The following is a 19,728-nucleotide window of genomic DNA, read 5'->3' as shown; positions in this document are numbered from 1 at the left end:
AACTCATTAGGCACATCTACACTAAAGGTGCCATCGGCTTGCACTTCGGTCGTAATGGTTTGTGGGTTACCCGCTTCATCCGTTACGGTGATTGTAACAACCGTGCCCTCTGGCTCGCCGGTTACTGTGCCTGAAATAGTCGGTGTGGTGTCATTAGTGTCACCCACTGGGTTTACCGAAAAGGTTGGTGCCGTGGTATCTATAACGCCAGTGGTTGTAGCTGAGGCTTCATTACCCGCTGCATCTATGGCTGTTGCCGTTATTGTGAACTCTCCCTCAGCTATAGGGGCTGTAGCTCCTACTTGCCAAGATCCATCCTCTACAACGACTGCTATCAGGGTTTGCGAGTCACCATTTGAGTCTGTTACTAATACAGTGATCGAGCTACCAGGCTCAACATCCGTTGTGGTACCACTAAATACAGGGGTTGAGTCGCTAGAGTCAGTAAAATCATTTACACTGATAGTAGGTGCAGTTAAATCTATAGTGCCCGTTTGTGAGTCTTGCGCACTATTACCTGCACTATCACTTACATTTGCCACCACACTAAACTCACCCTCAGCTAATGCTTGTGGGACATCTATACTCCATGTGCCATCACCATTTATAGCCGTTATAAATTGCTGCTCAGTCCCTGCACTATCTGTAACAATCACAGTAACCACACTACCCGCTGCTAAACCTTGTGTAGAGCCGCTTATAGTAGGCGTTGTATCGTTTGTATCATCAATATTAGCTATAGTTACGGTAGGTGCGGTTAGATCTATGGTGCCAGTAACCGTTGCTGTACTGCTATTACCAGCTTCGTCATTTACACTAGCAGTAACTGTAAAGTCACCTTCGCTAAGCTCATTAAGTATATCGGCGCTATAGCTTCCATCCGCATTAGTTACTGCAGTAATCGTTTGCTGATTTCCGTCACTATCGGTTATTAATAAAGTGACCTCGGTACCTTGAGGAACATCTACTACGCTACCTGTAACACTCGGTGTTGTATCATTGGTGTCTGCAATTGGGTTAACAGTAATTGCCGGATCAGTTAAATCAATTTCACCTACCTCAGTAGCAGAGGCTGTGTTGCCAGCAGCATCGGTTACTGTTGCAACCACCGTAAATTGACCTTCTACCAACTCATCGGTTGCTTCGATTGACCATGTACCATCAGCATTTGTTGTAACTTGCACCGTTTCTGTTGCGCCGTCACTGCCTGTAAAGGTCACTGTAACCACCGCCCCTGCATCAACATCTTGCGTAGTACCGCTAATTGTTGGCGTAGTATCATTTGTATCAATAATAAAATTAATACTTACGGTCAAATCTACATTACCAACCGTACTTGCTTGTGCCTCATTGCCCGCATCGTCTATAACAGCTGCAACGACAGTAAAATCTCCTTCAGGCAGAGGTTCAGTAACTTGAGCGCTCCAAGAACCATCCTCTTGAGTGACGGCTAAAAGGTTAAACGTACTGCCATCACTTGCAGTAATAGTTAGGGTTATAGTGGTACCAGCAGGCACGTTACCAGTATTACCACTTAAAAATGGCGTGGTATCGTTTGTATCGGCAATAGAATCAATTTGAATAGAGATAGGGGCAAATGTAACTTCACCACTTGTTTGTGCTGATGCTTCATTACCTGCAGGGTCACTCACTGTTGCGGTAACATTAAAATCTCCGCCAGGAATAGCGTTAGGCGATTCAACACTCCACGTGCCATCAGCCTCAAGCGTGGTTGTTAAGGTTTGTACATTACCATCGCTATCGGTTACTAAAACCGTAATTACAGAGCCCTCTGGTGCTCCTTCAACACGTCCTACAAAAGTAGGCGTTGTATCATTAGTGTCTGCAATAGCTGTAACTGTTATCTCAGGGCTAGTTAAGTCAACTAGCCCTTGCTCTACAGCTTGTGCTTCATTACCCGCAGTGTCAGTTACGGTTGCATTAACTTCAAACTCACCTTGCGCTAAAGGGGTAGAAACACTTACAGACCAGCTGCCGTCATCATTTGTTTGCGTTAACAGCGTTTGAGTTTGGCCATTAATATCGGTAATAACTACGCTAATCACAGAGCCTGCCGGCACATCCTGCGCAGAACCTGTAATAACAGGGGTTGTGTCTTGTGTATCGGCAATTGCGTCAATTTCCACGATGGGCGCTGTTAAGTCTATAGTACCGGCATCACTAGCAAGTGCTTGGTTACCAACGCTATCACTCACTTGCGCATCAACAGTAAAGTTACCCTCAGGTAATGCCACACCGACATCTACAGACCAGCTACCATCTTCATTGGTAATAGCTGTTAAAAGCTGTACTTCACCTGTACTATCGGTCACTGTTATTGTTACTTCAGTTCCCTGCGGTACACCCGTTGTAGTACCCGTTAATGGCGGAGTCGCATTATTAGTTTCGTCCGCTACTGTAACTGTAATTTCTGGCGCAGTTAAATCTACACTCGCAACGGCTTGATCAATTGCCTGGTTTCCAGCAGCATCAACAGCCACAGCGTTAACATTAAACTCCCCTTCCGCTAAAGGCGATGTAGTTGTAATACTCCAGTTACCTTGTGCATCAATTTGAGTAACAATCGTTTGTTGTGTCCCAGTGCTATCAGTAAGAGTTACCGAAACGTTATCGCCGGTATTCAGACCCGCTACTGACCCCGTAACCGTCACAGTTTGAGATGCAGAGTCTGCAACAGGGTCAATATTAATTACCGGCGCTGTGGTGTCTATCTCAATAGAAATAGCATCGTTAAACGCATTACCATCAGGGTCTGTTGCCTCTACAACAACGCTAACAGGCCCATCAGCTATAGGGTTAGGCAATGTAATTTCAAACGTGCCGTCAGGGCCAATAACTGCGCTTACTACTTGGGAGTTACCATTTTCATCTGTCACAGTAATGTTGACAGTTTCACCCACTAAATTTTCACTAGTACCGCTAATTGTCGGCTGAGAAGAGTTTGTTAACCCCACCTCATTTAATGATATTGATGCAGTATCATCAGGTACAACCCCATCAGTGGTATCTCTGATATTTACCGCCTCTGTAGAATTAGGATCAAAGCTTGAATCAAACGCGACACTGTTAGGATTAACTCCCTCAGAAATACGCGTCAGCTGAACAAATGAGCTTCCTCCACCCGAGCCCGCGCCACCAGCACCACCTGCGGCCGTTGCTTCTAAATTATCGAGAATATCGCCATCACCCTCTAACGCATCTAAAAAATCAGTCACATCAGAGTTAGACGCCGTTTGCCCCTCGTTATTATCATTTTGTTCTAAGCTTGCAATAGCCGCATCTAAGCTTTCGTCAAACACGGTAGTTTCGCTGCTATCGCGGGTTTCTTGGGCTAATAAATCAGGGGTAATTTTTACGTTTTGATTAGCAGGAATGGACAGGGTTTCTCCTTGCACATCAATGGTTAGCGATGAATTATCGGCGGTAACCACCAAATCACCAACAGTAATAGTATCGCCCACTTCAAGTGGCTTAATTGTGCCATCTTCTAAAACAACACCAGCAGACCCTTTTAAGTCTATTACTAATAATTGATTAGATTCCATTTCACTTACCTCAAACATAAGAATTAAAAACTATTAATTAAAATGTAGAACAGCAAAACGTATTAGGTACTGTACTCAAGTACAGTTTTTAAAAAATATTAAAAATAAAAAAGTGGTAGATAATAATTTTTATGCTAGCCGAAACGATTATTTGCGAAATATGCATTTATTGACTAAACCATAGGGTAGGTATTGATGGCCTAAGTAACCCCTAAGAGGAAGAAATGATTACAAAAAATACTTTACTAAAGCAAAAAGGAAAGCTGCTTATAGGCTTAACGCTAAGTGCGCTTGGCGCAACGAATATAGTGCACGCCGATGACAGCTCCGTAGCACCCCTTACATACGTTACCAGTAAAGCAATTGAAAATAATCCAGAGGTACAGCAAGCGTGGCACACATTTAAGTCATCAATTTATGGCGTAGATGCAGCACGCTCGGGCTACTTGCCCAGCGTTGACGTATCTGCCAGCGCAGGCTATGAACGCCGAAACTACGGTACTGAAGACGAATACAACCGCAACACAGCAGAACTAAGCGTTACTCAAATGCTCTACGACGGATTTAGAACATCTAACACCGTTGAAAGGTTTGAGCGTATTCAGCTCATTCGGTATTTTGAATTACTCTCACAAACAGAGCAAACAGCGTTAGATGCATCTATTGCATTTTTAGACGTACAAAAATTTAAAGAGCTTGTGACGCTCGCTGAAGAAAATCTGCAAGAACACGAGTCTGTATACCAACAAATTGAACAAAGTGTAGGAGCTGGTGTTGCCCGAGCAGCTGATTTAGAGCAAATTAGTGGGCGCTTATCGCTAGCACAATCTAATGTATTAACCGAGTACGCTAACCTGCACGATGTAACAGCACGTTATTTAAGAGTGGTTGGCGAGCTGCCCGTAAACGATATAAAACAAGCTAAGTTAGATGAGCAAAATGTGCCCATCTCTATTAATCAGGCACTTGATATAGCCTACAAAAATAGCCCTGCCTTTTACGCATCGCTTTATAATATAGAGGCACAAGAAGCCAATGCCCGAGCACAAAAGGCAGCCTTTCATCCAAACGTAGACCTATCAGCCCGTTACGGTACACAAGACAGGGATGAGCTAGGCCTAAACGAGACCAGAACCGAAGCCCGTGTTGGTATAGACATAACCTATAACTTGTATAACGGTGGCCTAGATAGCGCCAACCTTGAACAAGCATACCAAGATGTAAATATTGCCAAGTATCAACGCGATCAAGCTTGTGTTGATATTCGTCAAAGCCTACAAATTGCCTATCATAATGTGAGCAATATAGAGCAAAAGCTACCTACACTAGAAAGCTATAAAAACTCTTCAAACAGAGTAAAAATAGCTTATCGAGACCAATTTGATATTGGCCAGCGCACCTTACTTGATGTACTTGACGCAGAAAATGAAGCGTTTCAATCTAACCGCTCTTATATCGTTGCTCAATACGATAGACAAACAGCCATTTTAACTATGCTTAACGAGATGGGTAAACTACTACCTGCGCTAAATGTTATGTCTGACAAGTACCCAACATTAACAGAGTTAACAGACGATCCAATTGTGCATAACGCACAAAATATATGCCCTAGTTACGATGTAGCTGCTACGTTTAAACGCAAAGCTTTTTTACAAAAGAAAGCCGAGCAGGATAACGCCTACATGAGCGTTACAGCGATGCCTAGATATTTAGAGATACCCGCAGAAACCCCTAGTTTTGCAGATGACGATAATGATGGCGTTCCTAATGAGCAAGACACTTGTCCAAGCACACCAGCGGGAACAAATGTAGATTTATCTGGGTGTACTTTATATGACCAAACAACTGATTCTGTCGAAATAGGTATTCCCTTTTCAGCTGACTCTAGCCAAGTGCGCTCAGAGTACATGCAGGAGGTAGAAAAGCTTGCTGAGTTTTTAAAAAACAACCCAGATAAAAAAGTAGAAATCCAAGGCCATGCCTCATTAGACGGTGATAAAAAATACAACCGTAAACTTTCTGAGCAACGCGCATTTGCCGTTGCACAATTACTTATTGAGCAATTTGGTATAGCACCTAATCGTGTTAAATCGTTTGGTTATGGTATTGACCAGCCTCGCATTAATGAAATTTCAGTGCGTGCTAATGCGGCAAACCGCCGTATCGAGGCGGTGATTACCGATAGTTAAGGGGTACCAAAAAACAAATTTAAAATGTTTTACATAACATTGGATGGTATATGGAATTAAATGATGTACTTGATCATGGTGGCGCACTCGTTGATTGCCTAGCAGTATTGTGCCGCTTTCATGATAAAGATTTTTCGAGGGAGGCCCTATTAAACGGCCTCCCATTAACAGATGGAAATTTAACACCTTCAGGGTTTGCTCGCGCAGCAAAACGCGTGGGCTTTAAATCAAAAGTAGTAAACAAACCTCTCAACCAGATTAATACAGCTTTACTACCTGCCATTATTATTTTAAATAATAATCAAGCCTGTGTAGTAACCGCTATTGATCACAAAAACAATACAGCGCAGGTTATTTATCCTGAGCTAACTGAGTCTGTTGTAGAAGAAAGCCTTGATCAGTTAATTGAAAAATCAACAGGTTTAATTATTTATACTCACCCAGAGTTTATGTTTGATGAACGCTCGCCAGTGCTCGAAAAGCTCTCTAAAGACGGGTGGTTTTGGGGCGTCATAAAAGAATGCCGTTCATTGTACAAAGACGTCATTATATCGGCGATTGCATTAGGCGTCCTCTCTGTTGCCATGCCCTTATTCGTAATGAATGTATATGACCGAGTAGTCCCTAATCACGCTACCGAAACCCTTTGGGTTTTAGCCATAGGTATTTTAATAGCGCTGACCGCCGACTTTGTATTGCGCTTAGTGCGTAGCTACTTTGTTGAGCTTGCGGCAAGTCGTATTGATGTAAAAGTGTCGGCAGTTATTATGGAGCGTGTACTAGGTATGAAGCTTAAAAATAGGCCTTCATCAGCTGGGTCATTTGCTAGTAACATACAATCGTTTGAAGCCGTACGTAACTTTTTTAGCTCAATAACCTTGGTTGCGCTGGTTGATTTACCCTTTGTTGCAATATACCTCATTGTTATTGCAATAATAGGTGTACCACTAAGCTTACCCATTATTGCAGGTGCCCTAATACTTTTAAGTTATGGTATAGCGGCACATAGAAAACTAGAAGCGCTTTCAGAGCAAACCATGAAAGCAAGCTCAATGCGCAACTCTATACTTGTAGAAAGCTTAACCAATATTGAAGATGTAAAAAGTTTTCACAGTGAATGTAAAACCCAATCGACATGGGAAAAGTCGACTATTTATATTGCTCAGGTTAATGCACAAAGTCGCTTAATCTCAAGTTCAATCTCCAATAGTGCAGCATGGATACAGCAATGCGTTGGCGTGATCATTATGATCATAGGTGTTCATCTCGTTATAGAGGGCGAGCTCACTCAAGGGGGGTTAATCGCCGCTTACTTACTTTCATCGCGGGCAATGGGGCCACTTGGTCAATGTGCCGCCGTACTTGCGCAATATCATCATGCCGCCATCGCTATGCAATCACTTAACGAAATAATGGAAAAAGACGTTGAGCGCCCGCCAAATAAACATTGGTTAAGCCATCCTGTATTAAACGGAGACATAGAATTTAAAGACGTATGTTTTAAATATGAAGACGACGCAGGCGAAGCACTTAGTAATATTAGTTTTAAAATTAAAGCAGGCGAAAAAGTCGCTATTTTGGGGCGCAATGGCTCGGGTAAAAGCACCCTCGAAAAACTTATTCTAGGCCTTTACGACCCAACCGCAGGCTCCGTAATGGTTGATAACAATAATATACAACAAATAGACCCCGCAGAACTTCGCCATAACATAGGGTATGTGCCACAAAATATAGCGCTGTTTTTTGGTAGCTTAAAAGACAACCTCACTATTAGTGCGTGGCACGCTAAAGATGAACAAATTATTAGTGCATGCGAAAAAAGCCAGTTATTCGAGTTAATAAACTCTCACCCAGATGGGTTTGACCTGCAAGTTGGTGAGCAAGGTCGCCTGCTATCTGGCGGCCAAAAACAAGCTATAGGTATAGCGCGTGCTCTAATAAATGACCCGCCTATAATGCTGTTAGATGAGCCTACCTCATCGCTTGATCACAATAGTGAAAATAAAATTATTCAAAACTTAAAAACCGCCACTCAAGATAAAACTTTAATTGTAGTCACTCACCGATCATCTTTACTTACACTAGTTGATCGCATCATCGTACTCGATAACGGAAAAATAGTTGCCGATGGACCTAAACAAACAGTCATCGCGGCACTAAATAATCAAACCGTGGAGCAAGCATCATGAGTGACAATAAAAAGCCACTAGAGCAGCGCTCTTTTGAATCGGTAAGTAAAGCCATAGAAGCCCGTAAAAAAGGTAAGCCATCAATCTTCAATCGCTTATTTAAAGGTTGGCTTTCGCCTCCTGAATCGCAAGATTGGGTGGTCGATGCACAATGGGAAAAAATGCAGCAAGAGCCTGCCAGCGCACGTTTTTTATTATATCTCATTTGCATTGCATTTATTTTGCTTACAGTTTGGGCAGGCTTTGCACCCCTTGATGAGGTAGCCCGTGGTGAAGGCCGCGTTATCCCATCAAATAAATTACAGCTAGTGCAATCTTACGATGGCGGCATGGTAGAAAAAATAAATATTAGAGAAGGACAAATTGTTGAAGAAGGTGACGTATTAATAAAAATTGACCCCACGCGGTTTATTTCAAGCTTTAGAGAAAACCAATCTAAAGTGCAATCACTCACCGCTAAAGTAGCCAGATTACAGGCACTTACCAGAAAAGAAGAGCTTGTTTTTCCTGATGAGCTGGTTAAGCAGGTTCCCGAGGCGGTCGCGCATGAGCGCTCAATATATTTAAGCAACCGCCAAGAACTAGAGCAACAAGTGGCAATTCATAAACGCCAGCTTGAACAACGCAGACAAGATCATATTGAGGCAAAAGCTGCTTTGCAACAGCATACAAGCGCTTTAAGGCTAACTAACAGAGAGCTGCAAGTGACCCGTCCATTGCTAAAAACAGGCGCAGTGTCTGATATAGACATCATTAGGTTAGAGCGTGAAATAGTTGATTTAAATGGCGAAATTAACCGCACTAAAGCCGTTATCAACCGCAGCTTATCGGCTATCAACGAAGCTAAAAACAAAGTTACCGAAGTTGAGCTGGCAATGATCAACCGCTGGAACAACGAGCTTTCAGAGGCACTGCTGCGTTTAGAGTCAATAAAAGAAACCGAATCAGGGCTTGCCGACAAAGTAGCTCAAACTGAAATTAAATCGCCTGTTAAAGGCACGGTACAACGTTTATTGGTTAATACCGTAGGGGGCATTTTACAACCCGGCAGCGACGTTTTAGAAATAGTTCCTTTGGACGATCAACTTATTGTTGAGGCAAAAATACCGCCAAAAGATATAGCCTTTTTACGCCCAGGGCAGCCCGCTATGATTAAATTTAGCGCCTACGATTTCGCAGTATATGGCGGACTAGAAGCCGAGGTTCTGCATATAAGTGCAGATACAATTACCGACGATAGAGAAAATACGTTTTATTTAGTGCAATTAAAAACCACTAAAAATAACTTTTCAGAAGAGTTGACTATAATTCCAGGTATGACCACACAAGTGGATATTATCACTGGTAAAAAAACCGTCTTGGAATATTTACTTAAGCCCGTACTCAGAGCTACATCGCAAGCAATGACAGAACGCTAAACTGAATTTATTGGAGTAAATGAATGCGTCAAAGTATATTTATTACACAACCAGAACTAGAATCAAGCCACTGGCGAAGTGCGTTTGCAGGTTGTGTAATATGCACCAAAGAACCAAAGCAAATTAATACCTCGAGTATTATATGGATCTTGGCGGGCACTTCGGGATGGCTTGAACTAGTAAAAAAATACGCACAAAAACGCTTACCGGTTATTGTAATGACCACAAACTTAGAAATAGAGGAGCTTAGAGCAGCCCTGCAAGCCGGAGCAAGAGGCTATGTAGAAGCACTTGCATCTAAAGTAATATTGCAACAAGTGCTTGAAACTATATGCTCAGGCGGCCTGTGGTTACCTGGGCAACTGCTGTCTAATATTGTTGGGGCACTAAGCCAGCAGCAAATAAATTACACCCATGCGTGCGATATCCAAAGCTTAACTAAACGCGAGCGCCAAGTGGTTGATATAGTTACAACAGGGGCCACCAATAAACAAGCCGCTGAGGCACTTAATATTACAGAGCGCACAATTAAAGAACATATGAGTTCAATTTTCACTAAGCTAAAAGTACGCGACCGAATACAGCTTATGTTAGCGGTAAAAGGTAACTGATCACGGCAGATAGGTTAATATTTTTAGTATTTAACTATTTGTTGCCAATATTCACCGCTCTTTTATGATTAAAGAGTCGCTTTACGACTCTTTAATCACACCATCAAAACCCAGGTTCACTAAGGTATCAATATCGTCTTGGCTTGTTACGCCCTGCGCTACGACCTTAATACCAATTGAGTGAGCCAACGTACACACACCACGTAAGAAGGTTTGGTTGTCTTGGCTGTAACTAATGTTATGCGCGTAAATGCTGTCTATTTTAAGCATTTCTAAACCAAACTCTTGAATGTTCTTAATCTTAGTAAACTCAGGCCCCACACGTTTTAGCGCTACTTTGGCGCCCATACAGCGCACCTGCTCGCAAAATTCCTTAAATATATCTTTTTCGTTTACGACAATGTTTTCGCGTATATCAAAACATATATTTTTTGCCAAATCAGGAAAGGCAGACACATAGGTTAATACCGAAGCAAGCGCGGTATCATCCATTAATGTTTGCGCCGAAAGTTCTACAGCAATTAATTCATTAGGCGGCGCTTCACCATACTGTTTAACAATTTGCTTAATTAAGCTCCAATCCAAACGCGCTAATAGGTTTAAACGGTTAGCCCATTGATAGTAATAGCTAGATTTATAATGTTGGCCGCCAAACTCTAAACTTAAGCTAAGTTGATGCTGCAACAAAGTGTCATTAAAGCCCATAATTTCTAAACAATTTAACTGAATAGTTTTTTGCTCAAGTGCGTCTTCAATAGCCTTTTTCCAGCCAGTAGAATCATCAAAAATTTCACTCTTTTGTTTATTATCAATGACTTTTGCTTGCACCCCAGGTTTGTTACCTGCTGTTTTTAATAAACCATCTACGCGGCGTAATAAATCAAAGCGTGTGTCGTTTTTTTCTATGTAAGTACAGCTATGTACAATAGCCAAATCAATGTTTTTGTATTCATCAGCAATCGATTTGTGTAGTACGGTTATTTGCTCGCTAAGCGCCTGTATATCGTCAGTATCACTAAATAAAACGGTAAAATCGGTATGCGATATACGGGCAATATAGTTCTCTGAAAAGTGTGCCTGATTAGATTCTAAAAACTGCGTAAGCACCTGAGAAAAACGGCGTAAAAAGTTAACCATTTCTACACGGCTCACCGATTCACTTATTTTATCTAGATTAACGACCCTAAATAAAAACAAAGCACCATGGGCATGATCTTTCACTTTTTGTAAATGGGCTTCTAATGTGGCACTAAAATATTCTCGGTTGGCAAGCCCTGTAAGCTCATCGTGCTGCGCTTTAAATCGCAGTTCTTCTAAGCGTTTATTGTCTTCTTTTATTATGCGGCTAAAGCGGGTAGATAATAAATTCATCGACTGCACAAGGCGTGCAAATTCAAAGGTTTTTGGCACTTTTGATTTAATAAAACGCTTATCGCCAAAGGCATTAGCTTGATACACCACATCATCAAGTGGCGTTAAAATTTTGCGTAGTAAATACGCACTTATTGCACAGGCAAAAAAAGCAACCACTAAAAAACTAAAAAACAATTTAAGCGCGCTTTCCCACAGTGCTTGCTCAGCATATTGGCTGTGGCTTTCAACAAACAAAGTACCAAATTGCTGCCAACCGTTATTAACTTGCCCAACACCTGGTTGTACATTAAGACCATATATCGCTCTAAACCAAGCCGGTGCAGTATTTTCCAACGTATCAGTAAATACGCGCTTTACAATAACCTCACCATTAGGGTCTTGCAGCTCTATACGTTTGTAGTGGCCGGTATCAAACGTGGCTGACACTAAAAGTTCAAGCTCTACAGGGTCTTTTTCAAGCTGGCTGATCATCAGCGCTAAGGAGCTAGCATTATCAACATTTTTTAAATACAGTTGGGTAGAGAAGTAGTTTTTAGCTGAGTTAGTACTTATTAATACACTACTTATAAATCCCACAAAAATCACCACCAGCAAGGCGATCCAAAGCTCTTGCCTAAGAGTGATTTTTCTTTTTTTGAAAAACTTAAATAAAGAAAATGACGCCATTACCACATAACCCCTTCTTGTGATGTCTGCTCCAAAATTTTACGCCAGCGCGATAGCCTTGCTGTTGGGCTGGCTACGCTTTTCGTCGAGTTATTTGCCCATAAACCTTGGCTGTTAAAACTAAATACAGGGCTTAAATCAACACGCTTTGCAGCAGGTAGCACTTTTGTTATTAAACTATCTAAAATAAGCGGCTGAGCATTAGGCGTAGCAAAGTAACCTAACACCATGTGTGCTTGTGTTTTGTTTGTACCGGCAAGCTTCGCTTTTACGTATATAAGCCTAAGTTTGTCGTCGCTCACACCTAAGGCACGTAAGCTAATATATTTTGCAATGGCATAATCTTCGCAATCGCCTAAGCCACGCCCAAGCGTTTCTAATGGCGTAGCCCAATAGTCATTTTGCTTCCAAAGTTGTATATCGGTTTGGTAACGCAGATTACGAGCAAAAAAGTTGTTTACTATAAGTATTTGCTGTTGTTCTGGTTTATTTTGTGTTTGTACCAACATTCTTTGCCAATTGCGTGCAACAGTCACTCGTGCAGGGCCATACTTTTGCCCCATTAATTCTATAAAGGTATTAAATTGAATAGTTAAACGACTCGCAAACACGCCGCTTGAGAGTAAAAAAAATAGCAGTAGATAGCGCAAATTGCTCTTGCACCAAAAAAATAATTTATTGCAGGAAAAAGTGGGCCTAAGTGTCATTCACAACCCAGCAAAAGAAAAATTAAAAACATACACCAAACGCTACACTACTTGTTCAAATATTATTCGTAACAACAGCATAGCACTCAATATAAAAGGATGAGATATTTTGTATGTGTTTTTTTATGAGATTTAAATTTTAGCGAGACAATATAAGTTTTGCTCAATACATTAACTCACGTAATTATTCGTCGTAGCGTTTATAGTTGATTTATTAAATCAAAGATTTACAAAAAAACGCGTTAAACTTTCCCGCAAATAGTAAAGTTATGCGTATATTCCACACGGTTAACGCTAAGCCAGCTACTGAGTTAGCAACTTGGTATCGCTTTATAACTTAAAGTAGTGGTCAATTACCTAATAGTAGGTCACTTTTTTAACTTCACGCGGCTTAATTTCGCCTATGTATAAGTCATGCACGCGCTTCATGTTTAGCTCAAGCTCCGTCACGTACACATCGTCAACTGAGTAGGTTTTAATTATTTGTGCCCCTTTAATTATGCCCTGTACTTTACTTTCCATGTAATCGTTTTGAGCAATTGCACCTGCTACAGACGTGCCCGCTGTGATTTTTTGCCCATAAACTTGTTCAGTCAGTTCGCGGTATGCCTCAAGCTTAGAGGCTTTAATTGCCATTAATTGCTTTTGTGATTTATTAGCGCCTTGCTGCAAGCTAATAGGTGCATAACCCACCGCTTTAAGAATGGGATAATTATTTGGCTCTACATATGTGTACTCAACATGTTTATCAAACACATTGCTACAGCCGGCAAGGCCAAGGCTTGCTAAAGTAAGTAATATAATTGCACGCATTTATTTGCACCCTTTAAACTAATTACAAAAATAAATGCAGGTTTAATGCCATTAATTGCCTACAAGCTAACATAGAGTATTAATATTGGTGCACTCCTTGCTTAGTTAAAGCGTAATTAACTAATTTGATGTGGAGTACCAGTATGAACACGTTTTTATCGTCACTATTTGCAGGTGTCACTAGCGCTGCTTTATTAACGTTTTCTGCCAGTACTTACGCACAATGGTTTGAATCTACCGGCCATGCACAAATACAAAATGGCGACATTAGCAGCGCTAAATCAGCCGCGATAAAAGATGCAATTACACAGGCATTAGTATTTTCTGGCGCACGGGTTAGCTCAGTGCAAACCTTGGTAGACGGCGTATTGACGCAAGATCAACTTAAAATTAGTAGCCACGGCGAAATCCAAAAAATAGAGCTGGTGAGCGAGCAACGCCAAAACGAGCAGTTTGCCATTACCCTTAGGCTTGATGTATTTGCTCAAACAGAGCAATGCCCACAAAGTAACTTTAATAAATTTGTTGCTGTAACCCAAAGCCAGCTTGTTCATCGAGAGCACGCCTTAATGGGTCAAATATTTGACGTAAATAAAGCCATTAGTAAAAAGTTATTTAGTGCTTTGCAAAGCACAAAAATGAGCGCCCTACCCGTTGCTTACTACAACAAAGCCATTAATGTAGATAATTACTTTAATCAGCAACACGACTATTCAAATGCACAGCTAGAAGAGCTTTCAGCCAGAAGCAACGCGCAATATGTTTTATTAAGCCAAATAACCAATTTAGCGCCAAGCGATAAACTCAATAACGACTACGCCTTTTGGCAAGACGAAACCTACCAGCGCAGCTATGCTATTGAGTTTATGTTGTTTGATGGCACTACGTATGAGCAATTATGGCAAAACAGCTATCATACCCAAGCGGTATGGCCATTCGAAAAAACAGCCATAGTTGATGTAAATAGTGATAGGTTTTGGCAATCACCTTTTGGGCAAAGTATTAATGATATAAATCAAACGGCCAGTTACGATATACAAGCAGCTATGGCGTGTTTTCCTACTAAGGGAAAAATAATGCACATGGAAAACAATAAATTGGTGATAAACCTAGGCAAAGATCATGGCCTTAAAAAAGGCCAACTATTAACCATAGCGCACCATAACTACTTAACTGATGCACAAGGCAATACTATGCCGCATACCATTACCACACTTAACACCCTTGTGGTTGAGCAGCTGTATAAACAAAGCGCAATTGCTGTAAGCCTTAACGATAATCCTTTGCCTGGGGTACAAATAAACGATGTGGTAGAAATTGTAAGCCAAGACGGTAAATAGGGCGTGTAAACCTTTGGTGATTGAATTTGCAGCCGTGTGTTTGGTTTTTAGGCAAGGCAGAGCCTATGAAGTGTGGTTATTCCCCATAAATAGGCGATAACGTAGCATAAAGACCAAACATGCGCTGCCCAACGGGTTCTTTTTAGGGACGATTAACTCCTTGTTGTTCGCTTTTTACTTAGCCCACTAGGTTACAAACCTCACGCCGCGATTTAATCGCCCCTAGATTGAACAAATTTCAATCCACAAAGGTCAACACGCCCTGAGCGCTCGCTTTAAATTTGGGTGCTCTGCCAACCATTGCGCTAATTGCTCAACGCCTGCTAAATGCGGATAATGTTTTCTGCAAGCAAATACCACATTACGTTGTTGATTAGGAAAAATAGGTAAATAACTAACCCCAACACGTTGTGTACATGCAAGCCTAGGTACAAATGTCACCCCATCATTTATAGCCACCAGCGCCAGTAAGGTTTCTAAACTATTGCCCTGATATTGGTTTGACACATCCACCCCCGCAGAAAAACAAAACTTTTGGGCTTGATCTTTAAAGCAATGGCCATCACTTAACATTAATAGGTTGCAACTTTGCAGGTCGCTCAGTGCTACTTTTTTACGGTTAGATAACGGGTTATCGGTTGAAACAGCAACCACAAAATCTTCTTTGTATACGTTAACTGTATGGTAGTTTTTAAGCTCTGGAACGTCAGCTAGAATTGCAAAGTCGAGCTCGCCGTTGTCAAGCGCCTCTAACATAGTTGCTGTTTGCATTTCTATAAACGAAAAGTGGCTATCGCTAAACGCCGCTTTCATAGAGGTTAGTAAAGCGCTAAGTAAATACGGTGCAATAGTAGGAATAATGCCAATTCTTAGCTTACCTTGCAGCGGCCCGTTTGAAGTAGCTGCCAGCTCTTTTAAGATTTCTGTTTGTTCTAAAATAACGTTTATTTGTGTCAACAAACGTTCACCTTGCGCTGTTAATGTAACCTGCTTCGTTGAGCGGTCAAATAAAACAACACCAAGCTCTTGCTCAAGCTTTTTTACTTGCCCACTTAATGTAGGCTGGCTAACAAAGCACGCATCGGCCGCTTTGCGAAAATGCTTATGGTGCGCTATTGCTTTTACATACTCTAAATCTTTTAAGTTCAAATTCATCTCCACCTGATAGGCTACACCTATTAGTTTAATACAAATAAACGATTGGAACTATATTTAAATTCTCGCCATAATGGCTCCAACAAATCAAGAGGAACAAACTATGTTAAAGAATATTGAAGGTCAAACAATCCCAAGCGTTACATTTGCAACACGTCAAAACGACGAATGGAAATCAGTAACCACAGATGAAATTTTTACAGGCAGAACCGTTGTTGTGTTTTCACTACCGGGTGCGTTTACCCCAACCTGTTCATCAACTCACTTACCACGCTACAACGAGTTAGCTGGTGTTCTTAAGCAAAATGGCGTTGATGAAATTGTATGTGTATCAGTAAACGATACATTTGTAATGAACGCATGGGCAGAGCATCAAGAAGCGCAAAACATCACATTATTACCTGATGGCAACGGCGAATTTACTGACGGTATGGGCATGTTAGTCGATAAAAACGACTTAGGCTTTGGTAAGCGCAGCTGGAGATACTCTATGCTAGTGAAAGATGGCGTTATCGACAAAATGTTCATTGAACCAGATTTACCAGGCGACCCGTTTGAAGTTTCTGATGCAGACACAATGCTTGACTACATCAACCCAAAACAAACCAAGCCAGAGCCAGTTACCGTATTTTCTAAGCCTGGTTGCCCTTTCTGTAAAAAAGCAAAAGAGCTACTAACAGAAAAAGGCTACGCATTTGAAGAAGTAGTTATGGGTGCAGGTGCAACATTAACAAGCCTTAAAGCAATTTCTGGCCGTGATACCGTTCCACAAATATTTATTGGTGGACAACACATTGGCGGCTCAGACGAGTTAGAAAAATACTTTGCTTAATTAAGTAAAAAATAGCAGGGGCGTAAAAGCCCCTCTATATCAATCTCATCGCTCAGATTGAAAATAATAAAGGATACCACTATGAAAGAATTGCAAACCGATGTTGTTGTTATAGGTGCAGGTACTGCAGGCTTAAGCGCATACCGTAACGCAAAACAATTCACCCCTAACGTTTTAATGATTGAATCAGGCCCCTACGGTACTACCTGTGCACGCGTTGGTTGTATGCCAAGTAAATTACTGATTGCCGCAGCCGAAGCCGCGCATTCAATTGAAATGGCACCTGCATTTGGTGTACATAGCTCAAAGCCACGAATAGACGGCAAAGCAGTTATGGCACGTGTTAAAAGCGAACGAGACCGCTTTGCAGGATTCGTAGTAGAAGCCGTAGATGACATACCTGATGAAGATAAAATTCGGGGTTACGCTAAATTTTTAGACGCCAACCGCGTACAAATTGACGATGACATCATTATAACCGCTAAACGTTTTGTTATTGCTACGGGTTCGCGCCCATCATACCCTGGCGTGTTTAATAACTTTGGCGACAAACTAATTATTAACGATGATGTATTTGACTGGGATGACCTACCAGAATCAGTAGCCGTATTTGGCCCAGGTGTAATAGGCCTAGAAATTGGCCAAGCACTGAGCCGCTTAGGCGTAAACGTAAAATTATTTGGTGTTGGCGGCGCGATTGGCCCACTTACCGACCCAGTCGTAAAAGACTATGCAAACACTGTTTTTGCTGAAGAATTTTTTGTAGATACCGACTCAAACGTATCTGACATGATGCAAGTTGGCGATAAAGCCCAGCTTACTTACACCGATAAAGACGGTGCTAAACACACCGAGCAATTTGACTACGTACTTGCAGCCACAGGTCGAGTACCCAACGTAGACAAACTAGGGTTAGAGAATACCGGCATAGAGCTTGATGAGCGCGGTGTACCACACGCAGACCCGCATACAATGCAATGTGGTAACTCAAATATATTTATAGCAGGCGATGCCAGTAATATGATCCCTCTGCTACACGAGGCATCTGATCAAGGCACTATTGCCGGCCAAAATGCTGGGCGCTTCCCCGATGTACGCATTGGCCTTCGCCGCGCTAAAATTGCCGCCGTATTTAGTGACCCGCAAATAGCAATGGTTGGCGAAAGTTATTCGCAAATTACAGAGCGCCTAGGTGAATGTGGTTGCTTTGAAGTAGGCGAAGTGAGTTTTGAAAACCAAGGCCGCAGCCGAGTAATGCTTAAAAATAAAGGCCACATGCGCGTTTACGCAGAACAAGGCACAGGCTTATTTTTAGGTGCAGAATTTATTGGCCCACAAGCCGAACACCTTGCTCATTTATTAGCTTGGGCTGTGCAAAACAAAATGACCGTACCAGAAATGCTGGACATGCCATTTTACCACCCAGTAATTGAAGAAGGTTTACGTACTGCCCTTCGCGATTTAAATGCCAGACTTAAATTTGGTCCAGATATTATTAACAGCTGTATGGAATGTGGACCAGGCGCTTAAGTCCTATACAGCAACAAAACAAATACATACTTGCTAACAAAAAGCCAAAACAGTCGTTTTGGCTTTTTTATGTGCTTTTTTAACCCTCATACCAACTGTATTAAATTATGCGTTACTTGTAGCCACAGATAAATAAAGTAATAACAACGCATTAATTTTGATATGTACCTGTTCTACTTAAAAATTTACAACGCCGCTTACGCTTTATTTAGCGCGCTAGAATGACTAAATATTTAATTAGATTGCTATAACCTCTCAAAAATTATTTTAGCTGTTACACTTATTTGATAACTCAATCACAACAAGATGGAAAAGCTATGCCCAATAATAAATTTAGACTAGTCACCCGCAGCGATTTTGACGGCTTGGTATGTGCCGTACTGCTCAAAGACTTAGACCTAATTGATGACATTTTATTTGTACACCCAAAAGACATGCAAGATGGCAAAATAGACATAACTGCAAACGACATTACCACTAACCTACCCTACGTTGCAGGGTGCCACATTGCATTTGACCATCACTTAAGCGAAACCGTACGTAACGTCAGCGATATTAAAAACCACGTAATTGACCCTAAAGCCCCTTCTGCTGCACGCGTTGTTTATGATTATTATGGCGGCGCAGAAAAATTTCCAAATATCAGCACAGACATGATGGACGCGGTAGATAAAGGCGATGCCGCGCAGTTCTCAAAAGACGAAATACTCAACCCAACAGACTGGGTATTAATGAACTTTATCATGGATGCACGCACAGGCCTTGGCCGCTTCCGCGAGTTTAAAATTTCAAACTACCAATTAATGATGAAACTCATCGATGCCTGTAAAGATCAAAGCATCGAAGAGATTTTAAAAATGGAAGATGTAGCTGAACGCGTTGCGCTGTATAACGAGCATAACGAAAAGGCCAAAGCGCAAATAGCACAATGTGCAACCGTGCATAAAAACCTCGTGGTACTAGATTTAACCCAAGAAGAAACCATTTACGCCACCAACCGCTTTGTTATTTACGCCCTATACCCCGACTGCAATATATCAATTCACAAAATGTGGGGCCTTAAAAAACAAAACGTAGTGTTTGCCATAGGTAAATCAATCACCAACCGCAGCTCAAATACCAATGTGGGCGAGTTATGCCTTAAATACGGCGGTGGCGGCCACTTAAACGCCGGTACTTGCCAAGTAGAAACCAGCAAAGCCGAAGCGGTACTGGGTGAGCTGATTGATAAGATTACCAGTGATGGTTAAGCTTTTAGCTTTTAGCTTTTAGCTTTTAGCTTTTAGCTTTTAGCTTTTAGCTTTTAGCTTTTAGCTTTTAGCTTTTAGCTTTTAGCTT

At 41.5% G+C, this 19,728-nt stretch carries 13 protein-coding genes; 8 read left to right on the top strand and 5 right to left on the bottom strand.

What is annotated here, in order from left to right; genetic code table 11:
* Nucleotides 1–3,566, bottom strand: a 3,566-nt coding sequence (locus AN393_RS18720) for a retention module-containing protein (RefSeq protein ID WP_055018867.1), incomplete at its 3' end; no start/stop codon positions are given.
* 224 nt (nucleotides 3,567–3,790) lie between these two features.
* Here AN393_RS18720 and AN393_RS18715 point away from each other — a divergent pair.
* From AN393_RS18715 to AN393_RS18700, 4 genes are read left to right on the top strand one after another with little or no spacing between them, the layout of a single operon-like run.
* The gene (locus AN393_RS18715) at nucleotides 3,791–5,755 is read left to right on the top strand and encodes a TolC family outer membrane protein (RefSeq protein WP_055018866.1); all 1,965 of its coding nucleotides are present in this window, start codon (nucleotides 3,791–3,793) and stop codon (nucleotides 5,753–5,755) included.
* Nucleotides 5,756–5,805: 50 nt separating this feature from the next.
* Nucleotides 5,806–7,944: a type I secretion system permease/ATPase gene (locus AN393_RS18710; protein ID WP_055016712.1), complete on the top strand. Its 2,139-nt coding sequence runs from the start codon at nucleotides 5,806–5,808 to the stop codon at nucleotides 7,942–7,944.
* Nucleotides 7,941–9,362: an HlyD family type I secretion periplasmic adaptor subunit gene (locus tag AN393_RS18705; RefSeq protein ID WP_055016713.1), complete on the top strand. Its 1,422-nt coding sequence runs from the start codon at nucleotides 7,941–7,943 to the stop codon at nucleotides 9,360–9,362. Before AN393_RS18710 ends, AN393_RS18705 begins: the two co-directional genes overlap by 4 nt.
* A gap of 23 nt (nucleotides 9,363–9,385) precedes the next feature.
* On the top strand, nucleotides 9,386–9,973 hold the full coding sequence (locus AN393_RS18700; protein WP_055018865.1) for a LuxR C-terminal-related transcriptional regulator: 588 nt from the start codon (nucleotides 9,386–9,388) through the stop codon (nucleotides 9,971–9,973).
* 81 nt (nucleotides 9,974–10,054) lie between these two features.
* Here the strand turns inward: AN393_RS18700 and AN393_RS18695 are convergent, their stop codons facing one another.
* The 3 genes from AN393_RS18695 to AN393_RS18685 all read right to left on the bottom strand — a co-directional run bounded on the left by AN393_RS18695 (nucleotide 10,055) and on the right by AN393_RS18685 (nucleotide 13,533).
* Nucleotides 10,055–12,013 carry a LapD/MoxY N-terminal periplasmic domain-containing protein gene (locus tag AN393_RS18695; protein WP_055018864.1) on the bottom strand — a complete coding sequence of 653 codons (1,959 nt, stop codon included), beginning with the start codon at nucleotides 12,011–12,013 and terminating at the stop codon, nucleotides 10,055–10,057.
* Nucleotides 12,013–12,720, bottom strand: a complete 708-nt coding sequence (locus AN393_RS18690) for a transglutaminase-like cysteine peptidase (protein WP_055016716.1) — start codon at nucleotides 12,718–12,720, stop codon at nucleotides 12,013–12,015. Before AN393_RS18690 ends, AN393_RS18695 begins: the two co-directional genes overlap by 1 nt.
* Nucleotides 12,721–13,077: 357 nt before the next feature.
* Nucleotides 13,078–13,533, bottom strand: a complete 456-nt coding sequence (locus tag AN393_RS18685) for an LPP20 family lipoprotein (protein ID WP_055016717.1) — start codon at nucleotides 13,531–13,533, stop codon at nucleotides 13,078–13,080.
* A gap of 143 nt (nucleotides 13,534–13,676) precedes the next feature.
* Here AN393_RS18685 and AN393_RS18680 point away from each other — a divergent pair, with 143 nt between their 5' ends.
* Nucleotides 13,677–14,873: a flagellar assembly protein FlgT gene (locus AN393_RS18680; protein ID WP_055018863.1), complete on the top strand. Its 1,197-nt coding sequence runs from the start codon at nucleotides 13,677–13,679 to the stop codon at nucleotides 14,871–14,873.
* Nucleotides 14,874–15,125: 252 nt separating this feature from the next.
* Here the strand turns inward: AN393_RS18680 and AN393_RS18675 are convergent, their stop codons facing one another.
* Complete coding sequence (locus AN393_RS18675; RefSeq protein WP_200909054.1) at nucleotides 15,126–16,022, bottom strand: LysR substrate-binding domain-containing protein; 897 nt, start codon at nucleotides 16,020–16,022, stop codon at nucleotides 15,126–15,128.
* A 109-nt stretch (nucleotides 16,023–16,131) separates the two neighbouring features.
* Between AN393_RS18675 and AN393_RS18670 the strand changes: the two genes are divergently transcribed.
* The 3 genes from AN393_RS18670 to AN393_RS18660 all read left to right on the top strand — a co-directional run bounded on the left by AN393_RS18670 (nucleotide 16,132) and on the right by AN393_RS18660 (nucleotide 19,640).
* Nucleotides 16,132–16,860, top strand: coding sequence for a glutathione peroxidase (locus tag AN393_RS18670; RefSeq protein ID WP_055018861.1), 729 nt, complete (start codon nucleotides 16,132–16,134; stop codon nucleotides 16,858–16,860).
* A gap of 81 nt (nucleotides 16,861–16,941) precedes the next feature.
* Nucleotides 16,942–18,390 carry a dihydrolipoyl dehydrogenase gene (locus tag AN393_RS18665; RefSeq protein WP_055016721.1) on the top strand — a complete coding sequence of 483 codons (1,449 nt, stop codon included), beginning with the start codon at nucleotides 16,942–16,944 and terminating at the stop codon, nucleotides 18,388–18,390.
* Between the two features lie 317 nt (nucleotides 18,391–18,707).
* A complete protein-coding gene (locus AN393_RS18660; RefSeq protein WP_055018860.1) occupies nucleotides 18,708–19,640 on the top strand; it encodes a hypothetical protein in 933 nt (310 codons plus the stop codon).
* Nucleotides 19,641–19,728 lie beyond the last annotated feature (88 nt).

This window comes from Pseudoalteromonas sp. P1-25 (assembly GCF_001401805.1).
Taxonomy (GTDB): Bacteria; Pseudomonadota; Gammaproteobacteria; order Enterobacterales; family Alteromonadaceae; genus Pseudoalteromonas.
The sequence above is the reverse complement of the archived record's forward strand: the minus strand, read 5'-3'. Positions and strand labels throughout refer to the sequence as shown.